Origin of the sequence: Pseudomonas sp. 22085 (genome assembly GCF_052045815.1) — a bacterium.
GTDB lineage: Bacteria > Pseudomonadota > Gammaproteobacteria > Pseudomonadales > Pseudomonadaceae > Aquipseudomonas > Aquipseudomonas glycinae.
In genome coordinates this window covers 392,612-412,949 of record NZ_JBQEQA010000001.1, presented here as the reverse complement: position 1 = coordinate 412,949, position 20,338 = coordinate 392,612, and the positions used below count along the sequence as shown (strand labels likewise).

General features: G+C 59.3%; 18 protein-coding genes and 3 tRNA genes. 8 read left to right on the top strand and 13 right to left on the bottom strand.

The window, feature by feature from the left end; all coding sequences use genetic code 11:
* Window positions 1-3: 3 nt before the first annotated feature.
* The 8 genes from ACTJK7_RS01780 to ACTJK7_RS01745 form a co-directional block, all read right to left on the bottom strand.
* Window positions 4-1,395 carry a GntP family permease gene (locus ACTJK7_RS01780; protein WP_108562191.1) on the bottom strand — a complete coding sequence of 464 codons (1,392 nt, stop codon included), beginning with the start codon at window positions 1,393-1,395 and terminating at the stop codon, window positions 4-6.
* Window positions 1,396-1,669: 274 nt separating this feature from the next.
* Window positions 1,670-3,085 carry a sigma-54 interaction domain-containing protein gene (locus ACTJK7_RS01775; protein WP_108562188.1) on the bottom strand — a complete coding sequence of 472 codons (1,416 nt, stop codon included), beginning with the start codon at window positions 3,083-3,085 and terminating at the stop codon, window positions 1,670-1,672.
* Between the two features lie 160 nt (window positions 3,086-3,245).
* Window positions 3,246-4,820, bottom strand: a complete 1,575-nt coding sequence (locus tag ACTJK7_RS01770) for an ABC transporter ATP-binding protein (RefSeq protein ID WP_440779570.1) — start codon at window positions 4,818-4,820, stop codon at window positions 3,246-3,248.
* Window positions 4,821-4,833: 13 nt separating this feature from the next.
* Window positions 4,834-5,856 carry an ABC transporter permease gene (locus tag ACTJK7_RS01765; protein WP_007952058.1) on the bottom strand — a complete coding sequence of 341 codons (1,023 nt, stop codon included), beginning with the start codon at window positions 5,854-5,856 and terminating at the stop codon, window positions 4,834-4,836.
* Entirely contained in the window at window positions 5,856-6,917 is a 1,062-nt protein-coding gene (locus ACTJK7_RS01760; RefSeq protein WP_007952064.1) for a microcin C ABC transporter permease YejB, read from the bottom strand. The genes ACTJK7_RS01765 and ACTJK7_RS01760 overlap by 1 nt, the downstream gene beginning before the upstream one ends.
* A complete protein-coding gene (locus ACTJK7_RS01755; protein WP_440779572.1) occupies window positions 6,917-8,785 on the bottom strand; it encodes an extracellular solute-binding protein in 1,869 nt (622 codons plus the stop codon). Before ACTJK7_RS01755 ends, ACTJK7_RS01760 begins: the two co-directional genes overlap by 1 nt.
* A 135-nt stretch (window positions 8,786-8,920) precedes the next feature.
* Window positions 8,921-9,202 (bottom strand): peptidylprolyl isomerase, encoded by a 282-nt coding sequence (locus ACTJK7_RS01750; RefSeq protein ID WP_007952068.1) that lies wholly within the window; start codon window positions 9,200-9,202, stop codon window positions 8,921-8,923.
* Window positions 9,203-9,295: 93 nt separating this feature from the next.
* On the bottom strand, window positions 9,296-10,165 hold the full coding sequence (locus tag ACTJK7_RS01745) for an esterase/lipase family protein (RefSeq protein WP_064381365.1): 870 nt from the start codon (window positions 10,163-10,165) through the stop codon (window positions 9,296-9,298).
* A gap of 340 nt (window positions 10,166-10,505) precedes the next feature.
* Between ACTJK7_RS01745 and ACTJK7_RS01740 the strand changes: the two genes are divergently transcribed.
* Window positions 10,506-11,618: a hypothetical protein gene (locus ACTJK7_RS01740; protein ID WP_440779573.1), complete on the top strand. Its 1,113-nt coding sequence runs from the start codon at window positions 10,506-10,508 to the stop codon at window positions 11,616-11,618.
* Between the two features lie 62 nt (window positions 11,619-11,680).
* Here the strand turns inward: ACTJK7_RS01740 and ACTJK7_RS01735 are convergent, their stop codons facing one another.
* Window positions 11,681-12,757: a 3-deoxy-7-phosphoheptulonate synthase gene (locus tag ACTJK7_RS01735; protein ID WP_108562182.1), complete on the bottom strand. Its 1,077-nt coding sequence runs from the start codon at window positions 12,755-12,757 to the stop codon at window positions 11,681-11,683.
* Between the two features lie 651 nt (window positions 12,758-13,408).
* Here ACTJK7_RS01735 and ACTJK7_RS01730 point away from each other — a divergent pair.
* The 7 genes from ACTJK7_RS01730 (at window position 13,409) to ACTJK7_RS01700 (ending at window position 17,578) form a co-directional block, all read left to right on the top strand.
* On the top strand, window positions 13,409-13,852 hold the full coding sequence (locus tag ACTJK7_RS01730) for a GNAT family N-acetyltransferase (protein WP_440779770.1): 444 nt from the start codon (window positions 13,409-13,411) through the stop codon (window positions 13,850-13,852).
* 127 nt (window positions 13,853-13,979) lie between these two features.
* Window positions 13,980-14,621 carry a response regulator transcription factor GacA gene (gacA, locus tag ACTJK7_RS01725; protein ID WP_032829778.1) on the top strand — a complete coding sequence of 214 codons (642 nt, stop codon included), beginning with the start codon at window positions 13,980-13,982 and terminating at the stop codon, window positions 14,619-14,621.
* A gap of 2 nt (window positions 14,622-14,623) precedes the next feature.
* Window positions 14,624-16,447: an excinuclease ABC subunit UvrC gene (gene uvrC, locus ACTJK7_RS01720; RefSeq protein ID WP_236196882.1), complete on the top strand. Its 1,824-nt coding sequence runs from the start codon at window positions 14,624-14,626 to the stop codon at window positions 16,445-16,447.
* Window positions 16,448-16,479: 32 nt separating this feature from the next.
* Window positions 16,480-17,040: a CDP-diacylglycerol--glycerol-3-phosphate 3-phosphatidyltransferase gene (pgsA, locus tag ACTJK7_RS01715; RefSeq protein WP_108562180.1), complete on the top strand. Its 561-nt coding sequence runs from the start codon at window positions 16,480-16,482 to the stop codon at window positions 17,038-17,040.
* A 60-nt stretch (window positions 17,041-17,100) separates the two neighbouring features.
* Window positions 17,101-17,176, top strand: a tRNA-Gly gene (locus tag ACTJK7_RS01710).
* 46 nt (window positions 17,177-17,222) lie between these two features.
* A tRNA-Cys gene (locus ACTJK7_RS01705) sits at window positions 17,223-17,296 on the top strand.
* A gap of 195 nt (window positions 17,297-17,491) precedes the next feature.
* A tRNA-Leu gene (locus ACTJK7_RS01700) sits at window positions 17,492-17,578 on the top strand.
* Between the two features lie 50 nt (window positions 17,579-17,628).
* Here ACTJK7_RS01700 and ACTJK7_RS01695 read toward each other — a convergent pair.
* The 4 genes from ACTJK7_RS01695 to ACTJK7_RS01680 form a co-directional block, all read right to left on the bottom strand.
* Window positions 17,629-17,913, bottom strand: a complete 285-nt coding sequence (locus ACTJK7_RS01695; protein ID WP_108562177.1) for a hypothetical protein — start codon at window positions 17,911-17,913, stop codon at window positions 17,629-17,631.
* An 82-nt stretch (window positions 17,914-17,995) separates the two neighbouring features.
* A complete protein-coding gene (locus ACTJK7_RS01690) occupies window positions 17,996-18,226 on the bottom strand; it encodes a hypothetical protein (protein ID WP_039768768.1) in 231 nt (76 codons plus the stop codon).
* Window positions 18,227-18,347: 121 nt separating this feature from the next.
* Window positions 18,348-18,578 carry a hypothetical protein gene (locus ACTJK7_RS01685; RefSeq protein ID WP_108562175.1) on the bottom strand — a complete coding sequence of 77 codons (231 nt, stop codon included), beginning with the start codon at window positions 18,576-18,578 and terminating at the stop codon, window positions 18,348-18,350.
* A 71-nt stretch (window positions 18,579-18,649) separates the two neighbouring features.
* On the bottom strand, window positions 18,650-20,275 hold the full coding sequence (locus tag ACTJK7_RS01680; protein WP_440779575.1) for an ABC-F family ATP-binding cassette domain-containing protein: 1,626 nt from the start codon (window positions 20,273-20,275) through the stop codon (window positions 18,650-18,652).
* Window positions 20,276-20,338: the final 63 nt, after the last annotated feature.

Genomic DNA, 20,338 nt, shown 5'->3' with positions numbered 1-20,338 from the left:
ACCTCACACAATGCCAGTGGCGTAGAAAGTGCCGATCACCACGAAAACCGCCAGGGTCTTGATCAGCGTAATACAGAAAATATCCTTGTAGGCCTCACGGTGAGTCAGGCCGGTGACGGCGAGCAGGGTGATCACCGCGCCGTTGTGCGGCAGGGTGTCCATGCCGCCGCTGGCCATCGCGGCCACCCGGTGCAGCACTTCCAGCGGAATGTTGGCGGCGTGGGCGGCGCTGATGAATTGTTCGGACATCGCTGCCAGCGCGATACTCATGCCGCCCGAAGCAGAACCGGTGATACCGGCCAGCAGGGTCACGGTGATCGCTTCGTTGACCAGCGGATTGGGGATGCTCTTGAGCCAGTCGGCCAGCACCAGAAAACCCGGCAACGAGGCGATGACGGCGCCGAAACCGTATTCCGAAGCAGTGTTCATTGCCGCCAGCAGCGCACCGCTGACTGCGCTTTTGCTGCCCTCGGCAAGCTTGCTGCGAATCGCCTGAAAACCGAATGCCAAGACCATCAGAATGCCCACCAGCAATGCTGCCTGCACCGCCCAGATCGCCGTGAGTTTGGCGATTTCAGTGGTGACCGGCGCGGCCATGCCCGGCAGCGCGAGGCTGTGAGTCTTGCCGTACCACTGCGGAATCCATTGGGTGAACAACAGGTTCATGATGCCCACCGCCAGCAGCGGCGACAGGGCGATCCATGGGTTCGGCAGTTTCAGGTCTTCGGCGGTTTCCGGTTCGTTGCGCAGTTCGGTGCCGTAGCCTTCACCGGCACGCTGCGCCTTGTTGCGCTGGCGTTGCAGAAACAGCATGCCGGCGCAGAACACGAAAATCGTACCGATCACACCCAGCCACGGCGCCGCCCAGGCGGTGGTATTGAAGAAAGTGCTGGGGATGATGTTCTGGATCTGCGGCGTGCCGGGCAGGGCGTCCATCGTGAAGGAGAACGCGCCGAGGGCGATGGTTGCCGGGATCAGGCGCTTGGGTATGTTGCTCTGGCGGAACATCTCCGCTGCGAACGGGTAGACCGCAAATACCACGACGAACAGCGAAACGCCGCCGTAGGTAAGCAGGGCGCAGACCAGCACGATCACCAGCATCGCCTGGCGGGTGCCGAGCAAGCTAATCGCTGCCGCGACAATCGAGCGGGAGAAACCCGAGAGTTCGATCAGCTTGCCGAACACGGCGCCGAGCAGGAACACGGGAAAGTAGAGTTTGATGAAACCGACCATCTTCTCCATGAACACGCCGGTGAAGGCGGGGGCGACGGCGGACGGGTCGGTGAGCAGGACGGCGCCGAGGGCGGCAATCGGAGCAAAAAGGATAACGCTGTAGCCACGGTAGGCCGCGAGCATCAGCAGCGCGAGAGCTGCCAAGGCGATGATCACACTCATGGTGTGCTCCTTCGATTGTTATTTTTGTGGGTGGAACGGGTGCAGGTAGAGGCGTAAGCGAGAACTGTGCCAGATGCTTAACTTGTTGAAATTAAAGGAATTGGTTTGATTTTTGGTGGCGGCTTTCAAGGTTTTGTCTCTGTTTTGAGACTTCTATGACTGAGAGGACGCTTTCGCGGGCAAGCCCGCTCCCACAGTTGAGTGCGTTACCCTGTGGGAGCGGGCTCGCCCGCGATGCTTTTGATGTTGTCTTGATTTGGAGAGCTGTGTCTCCTTATTGAGACTCTGCGATCCCCAGCGCAATCATTTTCTTGTACAGCGTCGAGCGACCCAGTCCCAGCCGCTCAGCCGCCTCGATCACCTTGCCTCCGCATTGCACGAGGGTGGATTGAATCAACTGCCGGTCAAAACGCTCCCGGGCTTGACTGAAGGTCTCGTTGATTGCCGGTTCAGGCAGGGGTGCCAGCGTTCGTTCAACCGGTGTAAACGTTCCAATTGCAGAGCGAATGTCATCCGCCGTCAGCATCAAGTCATCGCTGAGCAACGCTGCCCGCTCCAGTACATTGCGCAGCTCGCGGATATTGCCTGGCCAGGCATGCTGACCCAGCAGCTCCAGCGCTTCGCGGTTCAGTTCATGTTGACTGCGCAGTTCTTCAAGAATCGCCTCACTGAGGGCCGGCAGATCGTCCAGTCGTTCACGCAGTGGCGGCACCTGAATTGGCAATACGTTGAGGCGGTAATACAAGTCGGCGCGGAACTCACCGCGCTTGATCGCCGCCTCCAGATCCGTCGAGGTCGCTGCAATCACCCGCACATCGCTCTGGATCACGTCGTTGGAGCCTACGGGTTCGAACTCCTTTTCCTGCAACACCCGCAACAATTTGCTTTGCAAGGGCAGCGGCATGTCGCCGATCTCGTCGAGAAACAGCGTCCCGCCCTGGGCAATCTGCAGCTTGCCGGTGCGACCCTTGCGGTCGGCGCCGGTAAAAGCACCGGGGGCGGTGCCAAAAAACTCGGCTTCAAGCAGTGCTTCAGGAATCGCCGCGCTGTTGATGCTGACGAACGCCTTGTGCGCCCGAGGCGAAGCGCCGTGGATCGCTTGAGCCAGCAACTCCTTGCCGCTGCCGGTTTCGCCCAGCAACAGCACCGGCGACTCGGCACTGGCGCTGCGACGGGCACGGCGTTTGACTTCCAGGCTGGCAGCGCTGGTGCCGATGAAGTGGGCAAAGTTGTATTTGGTCTGCCGGGCGCGCAGCAGCGAACGGGTCGAGGCCAGCTCTTCCTGCATGCTCAGGTAGCGCTTGAGCATTGGCGACAGCGTGCGCAGTTCGTCGAACAGGGCAAAACCGATGGCGCCGATCACCGACCCGGCGTCGTCATGGATCGGCAGGCGCATCACTACCAGCGGTTCTTTCGGGGTGTCCTGCATGTCCAGCAGAATCGGCCGCCCGGTGCGTACCACTTCGCGCAACAGGCTGCCGGGGATCACGCTTTCGCAAGGCTTGCCGATGGCCCCGGCGGCGGAATCGAGCCCGAAGCGCCGAGCGTAGCGCTCGTTCATCCAGACGATGTTCGCGTCGCGGTCGACAATCACCGTGCCCTCACTGGATTGCTCGATGATCTCGAACAACGAGCGAATCGCCAGGGTGCGAACCCGTTGGTAATCCTTGAGGCTTTCGGTGGTGTTCATCTGACTGATCCTGAATGTGTGCCGCCAGGCCTGGCCCTATCGCTGGCAAGCCAGCTCGCACAGGGCTTTTGGTCGTTCACAAATACCCCCCGATAAACCTGTGGGAGCTGGCTTGCCAGCGATAGCCGCGACTCGGTTCAAAGGCATGCGCTGATTATGCCTATCCCGGATGCGCCGCCGCCAACAGCTCTTTGGTATAGGGATGCTGCGGTGAGTCGAACACGTCATGGCTGGCGCCGCGTTCGACCACCTTGCCGTCTTTGATCACGATCATCTCGTGGGCCAGCGCCCGCACCACGGCCAGGTCATGACTGATGAACAAATAGGTCAGGCCGTGTTTTTCCTGAAGCTGGCGGAGCAGGGCGACCACCTGTTTCTGCACGGTACGGTCCAGCGCCGAAGTCGGCTCGTCGAGCAAAATCAGCGCCGGTTTGAGCACCAGTGCCCGGGCGATGGCAATGCGCTGACGCTGGCCACCGGAAAACTCATGGGGGTAGCGGTGACGGCTTTCAGGGTCGAGGCCCACTTCCTTGAGCACACGGATCACCTGATCGTCGCACTCCTCGGCGGTGGACTGGCAATGCACCTCCAGCCCTTCGCTGATGATCTGCGCCACCGACATGCGCGGGCTGAGGCTGCCGAACGGGTCTTGGAACACCACCTGCATTTGGCGGCGCCACGGGCGCATCTGTTTCTGGTCGAGGCCGTCGAGGGCTGTGCCCTGGAAACGAATGCTGCCCTTGGAGTCGAGCAGGCGCAGAATCGCCTGACCGAGAGTCGACTTGCCCGAACCGGACTCGCCGACGATGCCCAGCGTCTTGCCCCGCTGGATGTTCAGGCTGATACCGTCCACCGCGCGCAGGTATTGCTTGCGCTGGAACAGCCCGCCGCCAACCGTGAAATCAACCCGCAGGTCATCGACTTCCAGCACGTTCTCACGCTCGTCCCGGGGCAGTGCTTCGCCTTCCGGTTCAGCGTTGAGCAACACGCAGCTGTAAGGGTGTTTCGGTTCGGTGAACAGGGTTTCGCACGGTGCCTGCTCGACGATCTCACCGGCCTTCATCACGCACACCCGTTGGGCGATGCTGCGCACCAGATTGAGGTCGTGACTGATCAGCAGCAGCGACATGCCCAGACGCCGTTGCAGGGACTTGAGCAGCACCAGAATCTTGCGCTGTACGGTCACATCGAGGGCGGTGGTCGGCTCGTCGGCGATCAGCAGTTCGGGTTCGCAAGCCAGGGCCATGGCGATCATCACACGCTGGCGTTGGCCGCCGGACAGCTGGTGAGGATAAGCCTTCAGTCGCTCTTTCGGTTTCTGGATGCCCACCAGTTCCAGCAGTTCGAGGATCCGCGCCTGAGCCTCTTTGCCGCCGAGGCCGCGGTGCAGCAACAGGGTTTCGCCGATCTGCTTTTCAATCGTGTGCAACGGATTGAGCGAGGTCATCGGCTCCTGGAAAATCATGGCGATGCGGTTGCCTCGCAGATCGCGAAGGGTCTTGGGATCGGCGCCGACCAGTTCCTGTCCGCGATAACGAATACTGCCGGTCGTTCTGGCATCGGATTCGGGGAGCAGTTGCAGTATCGAGTGGGCCGTCACCGACTTGCCCGAACCCGACTCACCGACCAGCGCCAGGCACTCGCCGGGGCGGATGTCCAGGCACAGGTTGCGCACCACGGTCTGGCCATGGAAGGCGACGCTCAGATCACGGATTTCGATCAGGTTGTCAGTCATTTCAAGGATCCGTTCATGAGCGCGGGTCAAAGGCATCGCGCAACGCTTCGCCGATGAATACCAACAGGGAAAGAATCAGCGCCAGGGTGAAAAACGCGGTCAAGCCAAGCCACGGCGCTTGCAGGTTCTGCTTGCCTTGACCGATCAGCTCGCCCAGTGACGCACTGCCGGCGGGCATGCCGAAGCCGAGGAAGTCCAGCGCGGTCAGGGTCGAAATCGCCCCGGTCAGAATGAAGGGCAGGTAGCTCAGGGTCGCGTTCATCGCGTTGGGCAGGATGTGCCGGACAATCACTTTGCGATCGCTCAAGCCCAGGGCCCGGGCAGCCTTGACGTACTCGAGATTGCGACCGCGCAGGAACTCGGCGCGTACCACGTCCACCAGCGCCAGCCAGGAAAACAGCGCCATGATCCCCAGCAGCCACCAGAAGTTCGGCTCGACGAATCCCGAAAGGATGATCAGCAGATAAAGTACCGGCAACCCCGACCAGACCTCCAGCAAGCGCTGGCCGAGCAGATCGACCCAGCCGCCGTAATACCCCTGCAGAGCACCGGCCGCGATGCCGATCAGGGCGCTGACAAACGTCAGCATCAGGGCGAACAGGATCGACACCCGCGCGCCGAAGATCACCCGGGCCAGGACGTCGCGCGCCTGGTCGTCGGTGCCCAGCCAGTTGACCGAAGTCGGCGGGCTCGGTGCCGGTTTGTTGAGGTCGTAGTTCGGGGTGTCGTCACTGAACGGAATCGGCGGAAACAACAGCCAGCCACCGTCCTTGCGGATCAGTTTCTGCACGTAGTCGCTGCGGTAGTCGGCCTGGAACGGCAGTTGTCCGCCGAACTCCTGTTCGGTGTGACGCTTGAATACCGGGAAGTACCACTGGCCCTGATAACTGACGACCAACGGCTTGTCGTTGGCGATCAGTTCGCCGCCGAGGCTGAGCAGGAACAGGCCGATGAATAACCACAGCGACCACCAGCCTCGGCGGTTTTTCTTGAAACGTTCGAAACGGCGACGGCCCAGAGGCGAGAGCTTGAACATCAGGCATTCCTCGCGGCGAAGTCGATGCGCGGGTCGACCAGGGTGTAGCACAGGTCACCGATCAGTTTTATCAGCAGGCCGAACAGAGTGAAGATGAACAGCGAGCCGAACACCACCGGATAATCGCGGGACACGGCCGCTTCGTAACTCATGCGCCCCAGGCCATCGAGGGAGAAGATCACTTCGATCAGCAACGAACCGGCGAAGAACACACTGATGAACGCTTGGGGAATGCCCGACACCACCAGCAGCATCGCGTTGCGGAACACGTGTCCGTAGAGCACCCGGTTTTCGCTCAGGCCTTTGGCGCGCGCGGTGACCACGTATTGGCGGGTGATTTCGTTGAGGAATGAGTTCTTTGTGAGGATGGTCAGGGTGGCGAAACCGCCGATCACCAGCGCCGTGACCGGCAGCACCAGATGCCAGAAGTAGTCGGTGATCTTGCCCAGTGTCGACAGAGATTCGAAGTTGTCGGACACCAGCCCGCGCACCGGAAACCAGTTCAGCGAGGTGCCGCCGGCGAACACCACAATCAGGAACATCGCGAACAGAAACGCCGGCATGGCGTAACCGATGATGATCGCCGTGCTGCTCCAGATATCGAAATGGCTGCCGTGGTGCACGGCTTTGCGGATGCCCAGCGGGATCGACACCAGATAGGTGATCAACGTCGCCCACAGCCCGAGGGAAATGGTCACCGGCATTTTCTGCAGGATCAGGTCGGTGACCGTGGCGCCGCGGAAGAAGCTTTTGCCGAAATCCAGTTGCGCGTAATTCTTGAGCATCAGCCACAGGCGTTCATGGGCCGGTTTGTCGAAGCCGTACTGTTTTTCGATGTCCTTGATCAGTTGCGGATCGAGGCCGCGGCTGGCGCGGGACGTGCCGCTCATGGTCTCGCTCGCACCGCCGCCGACGCTGGCGCCGCCGATGCCTTGCAGGTGGGCGATGGCCTGTTCCACCGGACCACCCGGTGCGGCCTGAATGATCACGAAGTTGACCAGCAGAATGATCACCAGCGTCGGGATGATCAGCAGCAGGCGCCGCAGTATGTAAGCCCACATCAGTGCGGCCCTCCGGGTCTGCCACGGCTGATCTTCTCGGCCGTCATCTGCTGATTGGTCAGTGGCGTGCTGCTGATTTCCCACCAGCTCTCGATCGCTTCGTCATTGCTCGCCTGCACGGTGGGAATGCCGAAACGGTTCCACCACACGGTGGACGTGCCCGGCGGGTAATAGTTGGGAATCCAGTAGTAGTTCCATTGCAGCACCCGATCCAGCGCATGGGCATAGCGCAGCATTTCAGGCTGGGTCGAGGCGCGGATCAGGCCGTTGATCAAGGTGTCGACCGCCGGGTTCTTCAGCACCATGTAGTTGTTGGCGCCGGGATCGTTGGCCGACGCCGAACCGAAGTAGTTCAATAGCTCGCCGCCGGGAGAAGTGGTGACCGGGTAGCCGGTGACGATCATGTCGTAGTCGCGGCTCATCAGGCGGTTGACGTACTGCGAGGAATCGATGCGACGGATGTCGAGGTTGATGCCGATCTGCTTCAGCGTGCGTTTGTACGGCAGCAGCAGGCGGTCCATGCCGTTCTGGCTGACCAGAAAGGTGAAACTCAGCGGCTCGCCGCGTTCGTTGACCAACTGGTCGCCATCGGGTTTCCAGCCGGCCTGTTCCAGCAGCTCCAGCGCTTGCAGTTGTTTGTCGCGGATAATGCCGCTGCCATCGGTCTTCGGTGCTTCGAAGACCCGGGTAAACACCTCGTCGGGAATCTGGCCGCGCAAGGGTTCGAGAATCTTCAGTTCGGCGGCGTCCGGCAGTTTGCGGGCGGCCAGATCAGTGTTGGAAAAGTAACTCTGCTGGCGGATGTACATATTGCGCATCATCTGCCGGTTGCTCCATTCGAAATCCCAGAGCATGGCCAGCGCCTGGCGTACCCGACGATCCTGGAACATCGGCTTTTGCAGGTTGAACACGAATCCCTGGGCCGACTGCGGCGCCTCGGTGGCCAGATGAGCCTTTTGCAGGCGACCGTCGCTCAGAGCGGGGCTGTCGTAGCCGATGGAGTAGCCGGTGGCGGAGAATTCTCGGTTGTAGTCATAGGCGCCACCGCGCAAGACCTGGCGAGCGACGTCGGTGTCGCCGAAGTACTCGATGCTGAAATGGTCGAAGTTGTACAGGCCACGGCTGACCGGCAGGTCCTTACCCCACCAGTCAGGGTTGCGTTCAAAGGTGATGCTGCGCCCGGAGTCGACTTTTCCGACTCGGTACGGCCCGCTGCCCAGCGGCGGTTCATAGCCGCCACCGCCGGCGAAATCACGGGTCTTCCACCAATGCTCGGGAAACACCGGCAGGGTCGCGATATCGAGCGGCAGGGTGCGGTTTTCGTTGCTCTTGAAATCGAAGCGCACGGTGAGCGGGGCTTCCACTTCGACGCCTTTGACGTCGGCAAACTGGGTGCGATAACGCAGGCTGCCCTGAGTCATCAGCAAATCATAGGTGTATCGCACGTCTTCGGCGGTGATCGGCTTGCCATCGGCGAAGCGGGCCTTGGGATTGATAAAGAAGCGCAGGGACAGGCCGTCATCCGAGCGCTCCATTTTCTGCGCCACGAGGCCGTATACGGTGTAGGGCTCGTCGAGCGAACGCTGGGCCAGCGGGGAATACAGCAGGCCGTCGATCTGGCTGACGCCGATGCCTTTGTCGATATAGGGCAGGACATGGTCGAAGTGGCCGATTTCGATGGCCGAGCGGCGCATGGTTCCGCCCTTGGGCGCCTGGATATTGGTGTAATCGAAGTGACTGAAACCGGGCGGATACTTTGCCGGTTCGCCATAGACGGTCATCGCATGCAGCGGTGCGGCGTCCACACCGGTGATCCCAAGCAGCAGGGTCACGGCAGTGAACATCAATGTCGGGAAAGCCAGTCGCATTGTCAGCCTTAAAGCCGGGTAATCGATAAGCGCAATTTGTACGCGAGCGGCGCGCCGTTCGCCAGCGGTGTGGTGTAACCAAAACAAAACGGCCCGCCATCAGGCGGGCCGTTGCACAGCAGGTCGGGCTGAAAATCAGTCCTGACGGCTGGTGACTTCCAGCAGGTGGTAGCCGAACTGGGTCTTCACCGGGCCTTGTACGACGTTGATCGGCGCGCTGAACACTACGGTGTCGAATTCCTTGACCATCTGGCCAGGACCGAACGAACCCAGGTCGCCGCCCTGACGGCTGGACGGGCAGGTGGAGTTGGCCTTGGCCACCTCGGCGAAATCAGCGCCACCTTCGATCTGGGCCTTGAGTTCGTTGCACTTGGCTTCGCTGGAAACCAGGATGTGGCGGGCAGTGGCTTTAGCCATGGGGAAACTCTCCAATCAAATCAGTAAAGGGGGGAGCCTACCGGAATCAGTTGCCGATTTCTCGGCAAAGTTCCGGTCGCTTGTCTGATATCGCTAGAGATCAGCTGCTTGCAAACGCAAGGCGTGCTCCAGGTAAAGCCCGATCGAATCGTGTGCCATGGCATATTGCCCGGTGGTTCGTCGCAGAGTGCCCAAGTGGTCGAGTGGGTAGTCGGAACGGATCACGGTCCCCAGGTGAGAGCTGAAACGACCGACAAAGCCGTCGTTCTGCGCGGGTTCTGTAATGAAGTATTCGGACAGGGTGCTGCAGATACTCCGGACCGGGTCGAGTGTCGGCCCGTCAAGCTCCGCTACGACACCACTCCACGAATAATAACGAACGCCATTTACCCACTCGGGACCTTGGCCGCCCCAGGTTTTGGGCAGGCCCTGGGGGTATTTGTCATTAAAGTTGCACACCCCTTCCGTAGTCAGCGCACCCAGCGCGGCCAGTGCACTGCGTGGCAATGTCGTATGCCCGCTGAGCAGGGACAGAAAGTCTGCAAACCTTGTCGCCACATTCTGGGCCACGAGCTCCGGCAGTCTTCCCGGTATCAGCGCCTTGCGCAGGAAGTCGGCCAGTTCCGAGCCATGATTGGGCCCGCTGACCGACGTCACAGAAGCGACGCAGTGTGGGGCAAGCGCTGCAGCGTAGCGTGCTGTGAGTGCGCCCTGACTATGACCGATCAGGTTGACTTTGGTCGCGCCTGTGCCTCTTAACACGGAGCCGATTTGCGAGAGCAGCTGCTCCCCGCGAACTTCATTGTCATGGACCGCCGACAGATGAGGCACAAACACCTGCACGCCGGCCGCTTTAAGCGCCTGTTTAACGTCATGAAACAGTTCGAAAGGTCCAATGCGCTCGAATCCGAACAGGCCATGCACCAGCAGAATGGGATGATTGGTTGTCGCATTTAGTAGCATTTTTCGTCCTTGATCGCAGAAGATCGTCGATGTTTTCTGCGTGCCACTCTAAAACAGTCGTGCGGCTTGGGATGCCTGAAGATTCGCCGTCACGCGTTGGAAACTGGAGCAATGTGTGTGTGAATTTTCACTTCTGGACGAAATCCACTTCGGAACATTTAGACAGCTCTCGCCTCGTTGGAAGTCGTTTTCCCATATTTGCCTACCTCCTCCAGCGCATTTGACTCAGGCCTGAAACGTGATGAGCTGACATCGGGTCGATGATGAAAGGCTTTAAATAGAAGCCCTTCGACGCGGCGTTCAGGCGACGTGTCATTTCCAGGGAGTGGAGAGACGACTGATGAATGATGCACAAGCTACGGTTTTGCAGGAAAAGGCCACAGGGATGGAGGGTGAGAGCGTTCGGTCGTTCGGGCAGTGTCGGGAGGTTGAACGGGATTTGCCGCTGCCGGCACCTGCACTGGATTCAGTAAAGGGTGCGGTCGTTGATCCGTCATTGAGCAGGGTTGTCATCAGGATTGCGCCCTGGCCTGGAATGGTCTGCGGGGACAGGGTGGTCTTGAGCTGGCATGGCCTTGACATGGAAGGTTTGCCGTATCGCCACGACATTTCGCGATCCGTCAGTGAAGGGCAGCTGGGCAAAGATATGGTTCTGGTCGTACGGGACGTTCATATCGCGGCGCTGGACGGGGGCTCTCTGGAAGTGTTCTGGACGTTGACCAGCGTCACGAGGCCGGAGCCTGTCGCTTCAATACGTCTACAGCTGGATGTCGGGGACGTCCGCTACAGTCTGTTGCCAGCCCTCATCGAGGATGCCGTCGGAGGCAGTCTCGATCCGGCTCGCGTACCTGACGGAACGACGGCCATCCTTCAACCCTATGCCGGCATGAGTGCAGGCGACCGGGTGCAGCTGATCTGGGAAGGGCCTTCACCGGAGGCATCGTTTCGAGACATTCTCATCGTTGAGTTCTTTAGTGTGGGTCAGCCCCTGGTGTTCGGTATCGCTCCAGAGTTCATCGGCCCGCATCTGGGTGGCGAGGTGGTGGTCCGTTACTGTATTGAGCAGAACACCGGAGCAGTGCGCGAGTCAGGTGTAACGCGAATCAGCATTGCGCCATTGGTGCGAGGTGAGCTGCCGGCTCCTCAGGTGCTTGAAGCGGATGACGGCGTGCTCGATTTGGAGGATGCCATCGATGGTGTCAGCGTGTTGATCAGTGATGCGCGAGTGGAGGAAGGCGAGCTGGTTTATCTCAAGTGCGACGGCGAGTCATTTTTTCACCGTGACGACCGGGAAATCCTGAGGGGGATGGCCATGCAGCCTCTGGTGTTCATTGTGCCCTATCGGTTCTGGCGCGAGCACGTGGGTACCGTCGTGCGGCTATCGTACTCGGTCGAGCGGCTGGACGACGTCAGTCAGCAGTCCGGGGTGATGTTGCTGCAAGTGAAGGCGTGACATCTATTGTGAACCTTGTCCCGCCCTCCGGTAGAAAACTCAGCGGAGGGCGGTGCTCATCATCAGGCCGAGGCCTGTTTTCGCAGGCGATGCGCTGCTTCGAGCAGCAACTGCCCGGTGGCTTCGAACCCAAGGCAGGCATCGGTAACCGAAACACCGTATCGAAGCGACTCGCTCAACGGTTGGCATCCTTCAAAAAGGTGTGACTCAAGCATCATGCCGATCAGCGAACGATCGCCCTGCAAGCGCTGCTCCAGCACATCGTTGAACACGCCCGGCTGGCGGAGCGGGTCCTTGCCACTGTTGGCATGGCTGCAATCAACCATGATCCGGCTCGGGATTTTCAGGCGGTTCAGTTCGGCGTTGATTCGAGAAACGCTTTCACGGTCGTAGTTCGGCCCTTGGTGACCACCACGCAACACCAGATGGGTGTCCGGATTGCCCGGTGTCTGGATGATTGCCGGGTGACCCTGGCTGTCGACGCCGAAGTGGCGATGGGGATGAGCTGCCGAGCGCATTGCATCGACGGCAATGGCGACGCCCCCATCGGTTCCATTCTTGAAGCCGACCGGCATGCCAAGTCCGCTGGCCATTTCACGATGGATTTGTGATTCGGTGGTACGGGCGCCAATGGCGACCCAGCTCAGCAAGTCGTCGAAGTATCCGGCAGCCATGGGCTGTAGCAGTTCTGTAGCAATCGGGAGCCCGAGGCGGATCATTTCCAGCATCAATTCGCGCGATAGCGTCAGGCCGGCCGCCATGTCGTCGCTGCCATTCAGATGAGGATCGTAGGCAAGTCCTTTCCAGCCGACGGTGGTGCGAGGTTTTTCGACGTAGGCACGCATCACCAGCAGCATGTCATCACGGACTTCGCTGGACAGCTGCGCCAGCTGCGCTGCGTATTCGAGCGCTGATTTTGGGTCGTGAATCGAGCAGGGGCCGACAATCACCAGCAAACGCGGGTCATGGCCATCAAGAATCGCACGAACCGCCTGGCGGTGGGCGATGACTTGCTGGTTCAGCGCATTGCTCAGCGGCAATTGCTGTTTGAGTTGCAGCGCACTCGGCAGACGCAGGGTCAATGCTTCGTTGGCAGGGTTCAGGGTGGACAGTGGCAGGGCAGAAACGGACGAGTTCATATTCGGTTTTCCTGGGCGGAGGGCGGGTGCTTCCCGCTCACTCGGCCCTACTGGAGTGTTCGACAATTGGCCGGATTGGCTACGTGTGTTGGCTTGCCACCTGTGGGTGACCGATCGGAGGCGGCAGGCTGTCCCGAGCGGAGGCTGGTAAATCGCCAAGCGGTAAAAATGTCGTAACGGTAATAAGTGGCGTAGTTCATTGGCTGAATCCTCAAAGTGTCTGGTGTATTGCTGAAAAAAGTTCGGGCCTGAAAAAACAAAACCCCCGGTCGGGAGGCCGACCGGGGGTTGAGAAATCTCTGGTAGGCGACCCGTTGAAGTGGGCGCCGTGTTGGGTATCAGGCGCGCCAGTGGCTAAACCAATACCCAAAATAAAAGCTTGCTGGAGCAGTACAGGCGCCATTCACCCGGGCAGCCGCTACCGAGCGCAAGGCGCTGGCGGTACGAAGCTGTGAAAGGATGTCGAGCATGAGCTGTCTCCAATGAATGCGCCGAGCTTACTAGAGGCTGCTGCGCGTCAGCAATCAGAAAATGCTATCGAACGTGCAAGAGGGCTTCTATGGGGTGAGCGCCCGCCAAGGTGTGACACACTCTGCTTTCTGAGCTCGCGCTCAAGAAAGGGGCATGAACTTGAATAAGATCGAGGCAGAAATGAGTTTTCAGTTGCGCCAGGCAACGTCCGCCGACCTGTCGTTTGTACGAGAGCTGACTTGCCGAAACATGCTTCGGTACTACATTCACTATGACTTGCTGTGGCAGGACGAGGCGTTCGATATCGCCTGGGCAGGGCGCGAAAACTGGTTGATCCTTCGCGAAGGCGAATTGACGGGGTATGTCAGTCTCAGTCGTGATGCTCGGGCCGTGTATATCCGCGAATTGCAGATCGTCGAAAGCGCTCAAGGCCAGGGCGCGGGATCCTGGGCGATCGATCAGGTTAGTGCGATGGCCCGGCTGGAGCGCAGGCCGGCGCTGCGCCTGACGGTGTTCAAAAACAATCCGGCGCAAAACCTTTATCGAAGAAAAGGAATGTTGGTGCAGGGCGAGGACGAGTGTTTCCTGCGAATGCAGCTCGATTTGAGTACACCTGTGCTCTGAAACCCACGGCCGGCAAGCCCCCGATGAAGAATTGAAACTTTTTATATGTCGCTTGCCGCTAGGTCTGCCCGGCACTTTTTGCTAAGGTGTCCGGCATCCCAATAAGACCATATCGCGAGGTGTCTGCTTGATTAGGGTGCTAGTGGTCGACGACCATGATCTCGTTCGTACAGGCATTACACGTATGCTGGCCGACATCGATGGCCTGCAGGTAGTGGGCCAGGCCGAGTCCGGGGAAGAATCCCTCATCAAGGCTCGTGAGTTGAAGCCCGACGTGGTGCTGATGGACGTCAAGATGCCGGGCATCGGCGGCCTGGAAGCCACGCGCAAACTGTTGCGCAGTCATCCCGACATCAAAGTGGTCGCGGTCACCGTGTGTGAGGAAGACCCGTTTCCTACACGGTTGCTGCAGGCCGGTGCGGCGGGTTATCTGACCAAGGGCGCCGGACTGCCGGAAATGGTTCAGGCCATACGCCTGGTATTTGCCGGCCAGCGCTATATCAGTCCGCAAATTGCCCAGCAACTCGCCATAAAATCCTTTCAGCCGACCAACGATTCACCATTCGATGCGTTGTCCGAGCGGGAAATCCAGATTGCGCTGATGATTGTCGGCTGTCAGAAGGTTCAGATCATTTCCGACAAGTTATGCCTGTCGCCGAAAACCGTGAATACCTACCGTTACCGCATTTTCGAGAAGCTCTCGATCAGCAGCGATGTCGAGCTGACGCTTCTGGCAGTTCGTCACGGCATGGTTGATGCCAGCCTCTGATCATGACTGAAACCTTCGATTCAGGCGCCTTTCTGTCAACCGTCAGCGGGCGTCCCGGCGTGTATCGCATGTTCGACAGCGATGCGCGTCTGCTGTATGTCGGCAAGGCGAAGAACCTCAAAAAACGTCTGGCCAGCTACTTCCGCAAGACCGGCCTTGCGCCGAAAACCGCAGCACTGGTCGGGCGCATCGCCCAGGTCGAAACCACCATCACGTCCAACGAGACAGAGGCGTTGCTGCTTGAGCAAACCCTGATCAAGGAGTGGCGGCCGCCTTACAACATCCTGCTGCGCGACGACAAATCCTATCCCTATGTCTTTTTGTCTGACGGGCAATTTCCGCGCCTGAGCATTCATCGCGGGGCCAAGAAGGCCAAGGGCAAGTATTTCGGTCCCTATCCGAGTGCCGGGGCTATTCGCGAAAGCCTCAGCCTTTTGCAGAAGACTTTTTTCGTGCGTCAGTGCGAGGACAGTTACTACAAGAACCGGACCCGTCCGTGCCTGCAATATCAGATCAAGCGTTGCAAGGCGCCTTGTGTCGGACTCGTCGAGCCTGAGGTTTACGCCGAGGACGTGCGTCACTCGGTAATGTTCCTCGAAGGGCGCAGCCACGCATTGACCAATGAGTTGTCGACGGCGATGGAAGAGGCTGCGATCAATCTCGAGTTCGAGCGTGCCGCCGAACTGCGCGACCAGATTGCGCTACTACGCCGGGTGCAGGATCAACAAAGCATGGAAGGCGGAACGGGCGACATTGATGTGATCGCCGCGTTCGTCAATCCTGGTGGTGCCTGTGTTCATCTGATCAGCGTGCGGGGAGGGCGGGTGCTTGGCAGCAAGAATTTCTTCCCCCAGGTCGGGATCGAAGAGGACGTTGCCGAAGTCATGGCGGCGTTTCTGGGGCAATACTTCATCAGCAGCCCGGAACGCGATTTGCCGAGCGAGCTGATCGTCAACGTCGTGCATGACGACTTTCCTGCACTGATCGAGGCCATTCAGACGCTGCGCGGACGTGAGTTGAGCATCAGTCATCGGGTGCGTGGCACCCGGGCGCGCTGGCAGCAACTGGCCGTGACCAATGCCGAACAGGCACTGGGTGCGCGGCTGGCCAATCGTCAGCACGTTGCCGCACGTTTCGAAGCGTTGGCAGAAGTGTTGAACCTCGACGAGCCGCCGCAACGGCTGGAATGCTATGACATCAGCCACTCCAGCGGTGAAGCCACAGTTGCGTCCTGCGTGGTATTCGGCCCTGAAGGGGCGATCAAGTCGGATTATCGCCGCTACAACATCGAAGGCGTGACGGCCGGCGACGATTACGCCGCCATGCATCAGGCCCTGACCCGACGTTTCAGCAAGCTGAAGGAAGGTGAGGGCAAGTTGCCGGATATTCTGCTGGTGGACGGCGGCAAGGGGCAATTGTCGATGGCGCGTGATGTGCTCAACGAACTGGCTGTTCCGGATCTGATCCTGCTGGGGGTCGCCAAGGGGGCTACCCGCAAGGCGGGATTCGAGACTTTGTATCTGAATGATGCAGCAAACGAGTTCACCTTGCGGGGTGATTCGCCGGCGCTCCATCTGATTCAGCAGATTCGCGACGAGGCCCACCGCTTTGCAATCACCGGCCACCGTGCACGGCGCGGCAAGACCCGCCGTACGTCAACGCTGGAGGGTGTAGCGGGCGTTGGGCCAACCCGGCGTCGGGACTTGTTGAAACATTTTGGTGGATTGCAGGAGCTGTCTCGTGCAAGCATCGAAGAGATCGCCAAAGCACCGGGGATCAGCAAAAAGCTAGCAGAGTCGATTTATGCAAACCTGCATAGTGAGTAGAATGCCCATTCACCTCGTAGCCAGTTGTGCCGATGAATATCCCTAATCTGATTACCGTTCTCCGCGTCCTGCTTATCCCGATCTTCATTCTGCTGTTCTACCTGCCTTACCAATGGAGCTATATGGCCTCAAGTTCGGTATTCGCCTTTGCGGCGGCAACGGACTGGCTGGATGGCTATCTGGCGCGACGTCTGGAGCAAAGCACGCCGTTTGGTGCGTTTCTCGATCCTGTTGCTGACAAACTGATGGTGGCTGTTGCCCTGGTGTTGCTGGTGCAAGAACATGGCAACCTTTGGCTCACTCTGCCGGCCGCTGTCATCATCGGTCGCGAGATCGTTGTCTCGGCGCTGCGTGAGTGGATGGCCGAACTGGGTGCCCGGGCTCATGTAGCCGTGTCGAATCTGGGCAAGTGGAAAACCGCTGCGCAAATGCTCGCACTGGTTATCCTGCTGGCCAACCCCAAGGTTTTCAGTTTCTGGGTTGTCATCGGTTACGCATTGCTGATGGTGTCGGCAGGCCTGACCCTGTGGTCGATGGTTCAGTACCTTCGCGCTGCCTGGCCACATCTGAAGACCGATGTTGAAAAGAAATAAAACTTTTTTGAATCAAAGGGTTGACGGGGCATCTGGAATCTATAGAATGCGCCACACCAAGCGGGAATAGCTCAGTTGGTAGAGCACGACCTTGCCAAGGTCGGGGTCGCGAGTTCGAGTCTCGTTTCCCGCTCCAATTTGTACAACGTTTGTTGTTGCGCTACTGACAGCAAATGTTTTGAGGCCGAGTAGCAAAATGGTTATGCAGCGGATTGCAAATCCGCCTACGCCGGTTCGATTCCGACCTCGGCCTCCACTATAAACAAGCTCCGTAGATCCATGATTTACGGAGCTTTTTTATTTGCATTGCTCTGAAGGATTTAGTCTTTGAAACGGCAACTGCAAACTTGCTTCACCGGGAAGTGATGTATATATTTCCCCCTCTGCCGCCGACGTGCAGTTCCTGTCAGGACTGTGAATCGTCATCAGAGCAAAGCAACACCGCGCTACCGCCCGAATGGCGAAACTGGTAGACGCATGGGACTTAAAATCCCCCGCTCGTAAGGGCGTGCCGGTTCGATTCCGGCTTCGGGCACCATGAATATCAAGGGCTTGCATGACATACCTCATGCAGGCCCTTTTTTGTGCTCAGACAAACGCCTGCCCGCTAAACCCTCTAGGTAAACGCTGAAGTCCAGCCATTGCAGTCAACCGCTCGATCCACTCCGAGCGCCAGTCAGACGCCGTGTGGGCAACCCTGGAATGGCGCGCCGCGCGCCGCGCCGCGTTGCGCTGGTTTTTCCGCGCATCCTTATAGGCATCGGTATTGCGGCAACTACGGCATTTCACTCGATTGAGTTCGCTGCTGGAGGAGAGGTTGTTGCCCTTGTGCCCGCAAGCCAGATGCCCGTCGACTTTGAAATGAATGATCATGAGACGTCTCCTTGGTGACGTGTAAAGGTTTTGACCTTTCACGACCAGGGGCGTTCTTTCATGCGCCAGCCGAATCGACCAACTATCTGAAGCGTGGCAGCGGCCGGTCGATCGGTTTGAGCGATGACAGGGTGCTTCGAATCAGCGGAGTGTCCTTGTCGATATCGTTCAGCCGGTCGCGGATGCGCAGAGCGGTCGGGTGTCCGCCTTGATGATCGACCCAGTCGGCGATCTCTTTGCAGGCTGCCGCGAGACGCGCCTCCCGAGCCTCGAGCAAGGTCAGGAGAGTGGTGATGGACTCTTTTTCGGACATGGAACACCTCCGTTCATTAAATCCGCTCGGTGCCAGCAAAAAGCCCGCCAAGCGCGAGCCTTCTGCCGTTGGGGCGCTGCTCCTTCAGCTGGTTTGAGTATAGACCCGTAAATGACAGCTATCAGCCCGACGACTCGGGGGCGGTCACTCGCGAACTCGCTGCGTTGAGCCGATGGCATTCCTTGCGGGCGTCTTCTTCCCGATCGTAGCCATCGCCGATGAAACCGCCGGTTCGCGTATCGCAGATGCGATACCAGCCCAAGGCTTCGGCGGGTTCATGGAGGCTTTCTCCGGCACGCCGGCCGTGGATGACAATCTTGTTGCAGCGCTTCACGACGAATATGTCTTCCATGGCTTCACCGCGGCTGATTCGTATCAGATCAACTATAGAAGCCCTGACCAATCGTGCAAAAAATAGGCAAGTCAGTTCGTCGGGTACAGTTGCCAGGCTGATCGGTGCCAGCGCAAGTGATGAGTTGGATTTAACGCCTCAAGGAAATCCTGATCATGGGAAACGGCGACAATGGTGCCCGGAAAAGTCTGCAACGCTCGTTCGAATGCTTCCACCGAAGGCAGATCCAGATGATTGGTCGGCTCATCCAGCAACAATAACTGCGCAGGATCCGTTCGCCACAAGGCCAGCGCCAATGCGGCCTTCAAGCGTTCTCCACCGCTCAATGAGGCGCAGGGCCCAGTGGCGCGGTTCGCATCCAGTTGCAAGTGGGCGAGATAGCTGCGCAGGGTGCCCTCGCTCAGCGCAGCTCCCTGCGTCATCAGCTGCTCGGTGATGGAACGCTGATCGTCCAGTTGCGCCAATTGCTGATCCAGGAATGCGAAGGGCACATGTGTTGTGGCGATTCCCTCCAAGGGTGCCAGTTCCCCGGCAAGCACCTTCAGAAAGGTTGATTTGCCGCAGCCGTTTGGGCCGCTGACAGCGATCCGCATCGGGCCGTGGATCGTAAGATTCAGTGCATCGCCCGGCAGCCACGGCAATCGGGCCTCAATCAGCGTGCAGATCTGACGGTTGTTGGGCACGGCGCTCCCGGGCAAGTTAATCAGCACGCTGTCCTCGGGTTGCACCTTGGCGTAAGCGTCGCGCACCTGGGCATCCAGCTCGGACTTGCGGTCCTGATGTCCCTGACGGACACGTCCCATGATTTCCCGGGCGGCGCCCTTGATCGCGACGTATTCGAAACTGGCAATGTTGGCGGTCTCGGCGTTACGGCGGGAGTTGGCGGCGTGACGCTGTATCGTGTCGTGCTCGCGGCGAAGTCGAATCCGCTCGCGCTGGCGTTCGCTTCTGGCCTGTTCAAGACGTGCTTGCGCTGCGGCTTGATGGATCCGTTGATGCTCGCGAAATGCCGTGTAATTGCCGCCGAATTCGACAGCCCCCGATGCGTTCAACTCGACGATTCGAGACATTCGGTCGAGCAGTTGCCGATCATGGCTGACGACGATCAAACCGGTTTGCCAGCGCTCCAGTGCACTCATCAGCCATTGCCGTCCCGATGCATCCAGATGGTTGGTCGGCTCATCGAGAATCAGCAGCGGAGCCCGGCTCAAAAACGCGCCAATCAGGGCAACGCGCGCTTGCTGGCCGCCACTCAGGTGCTCGGTCAAATCAGTAAAGGCGATGTTGCTCAGTCCGGCGTCATCGAGCAGGCGGCGCAAGCGGTCCGCCAGATCCCATTGTTCGCCAATGAGATCGAAATCCTCGACTGATCCGCAGCCCCGGTTCATTCGCCCCAGCGCCTGAAAAATCTCGGCGCTGCCGGTGGTCTCGGCGACCGTCTCGCCGGGTAGCGTGACAAAGGTTTGCGCCACGTAGGTCGCCGCCACGGCGCGCGTTACGCTGCCGCTGGTGGGGCGCCAATGTCCGGCAATCAGGCGCGCCAGTACGCTTTTGCCCACGCCGTTGCGCCCGACGATGGCAGTCGGGGTGTGATCGAATTTCAGATTGAGTGCAGTGAAAATCGTCTCGCCATTGGCGAACTGAAAACCCAGCTGGTTCAGGGAGACGAGTGCAGGCGTACGCGAGACGTGAGTCATCGGCACCTCCAAAAAATGTTGTGAGCACTGACAAGCGCCATGAACGGCGTGTCGCGATTACAT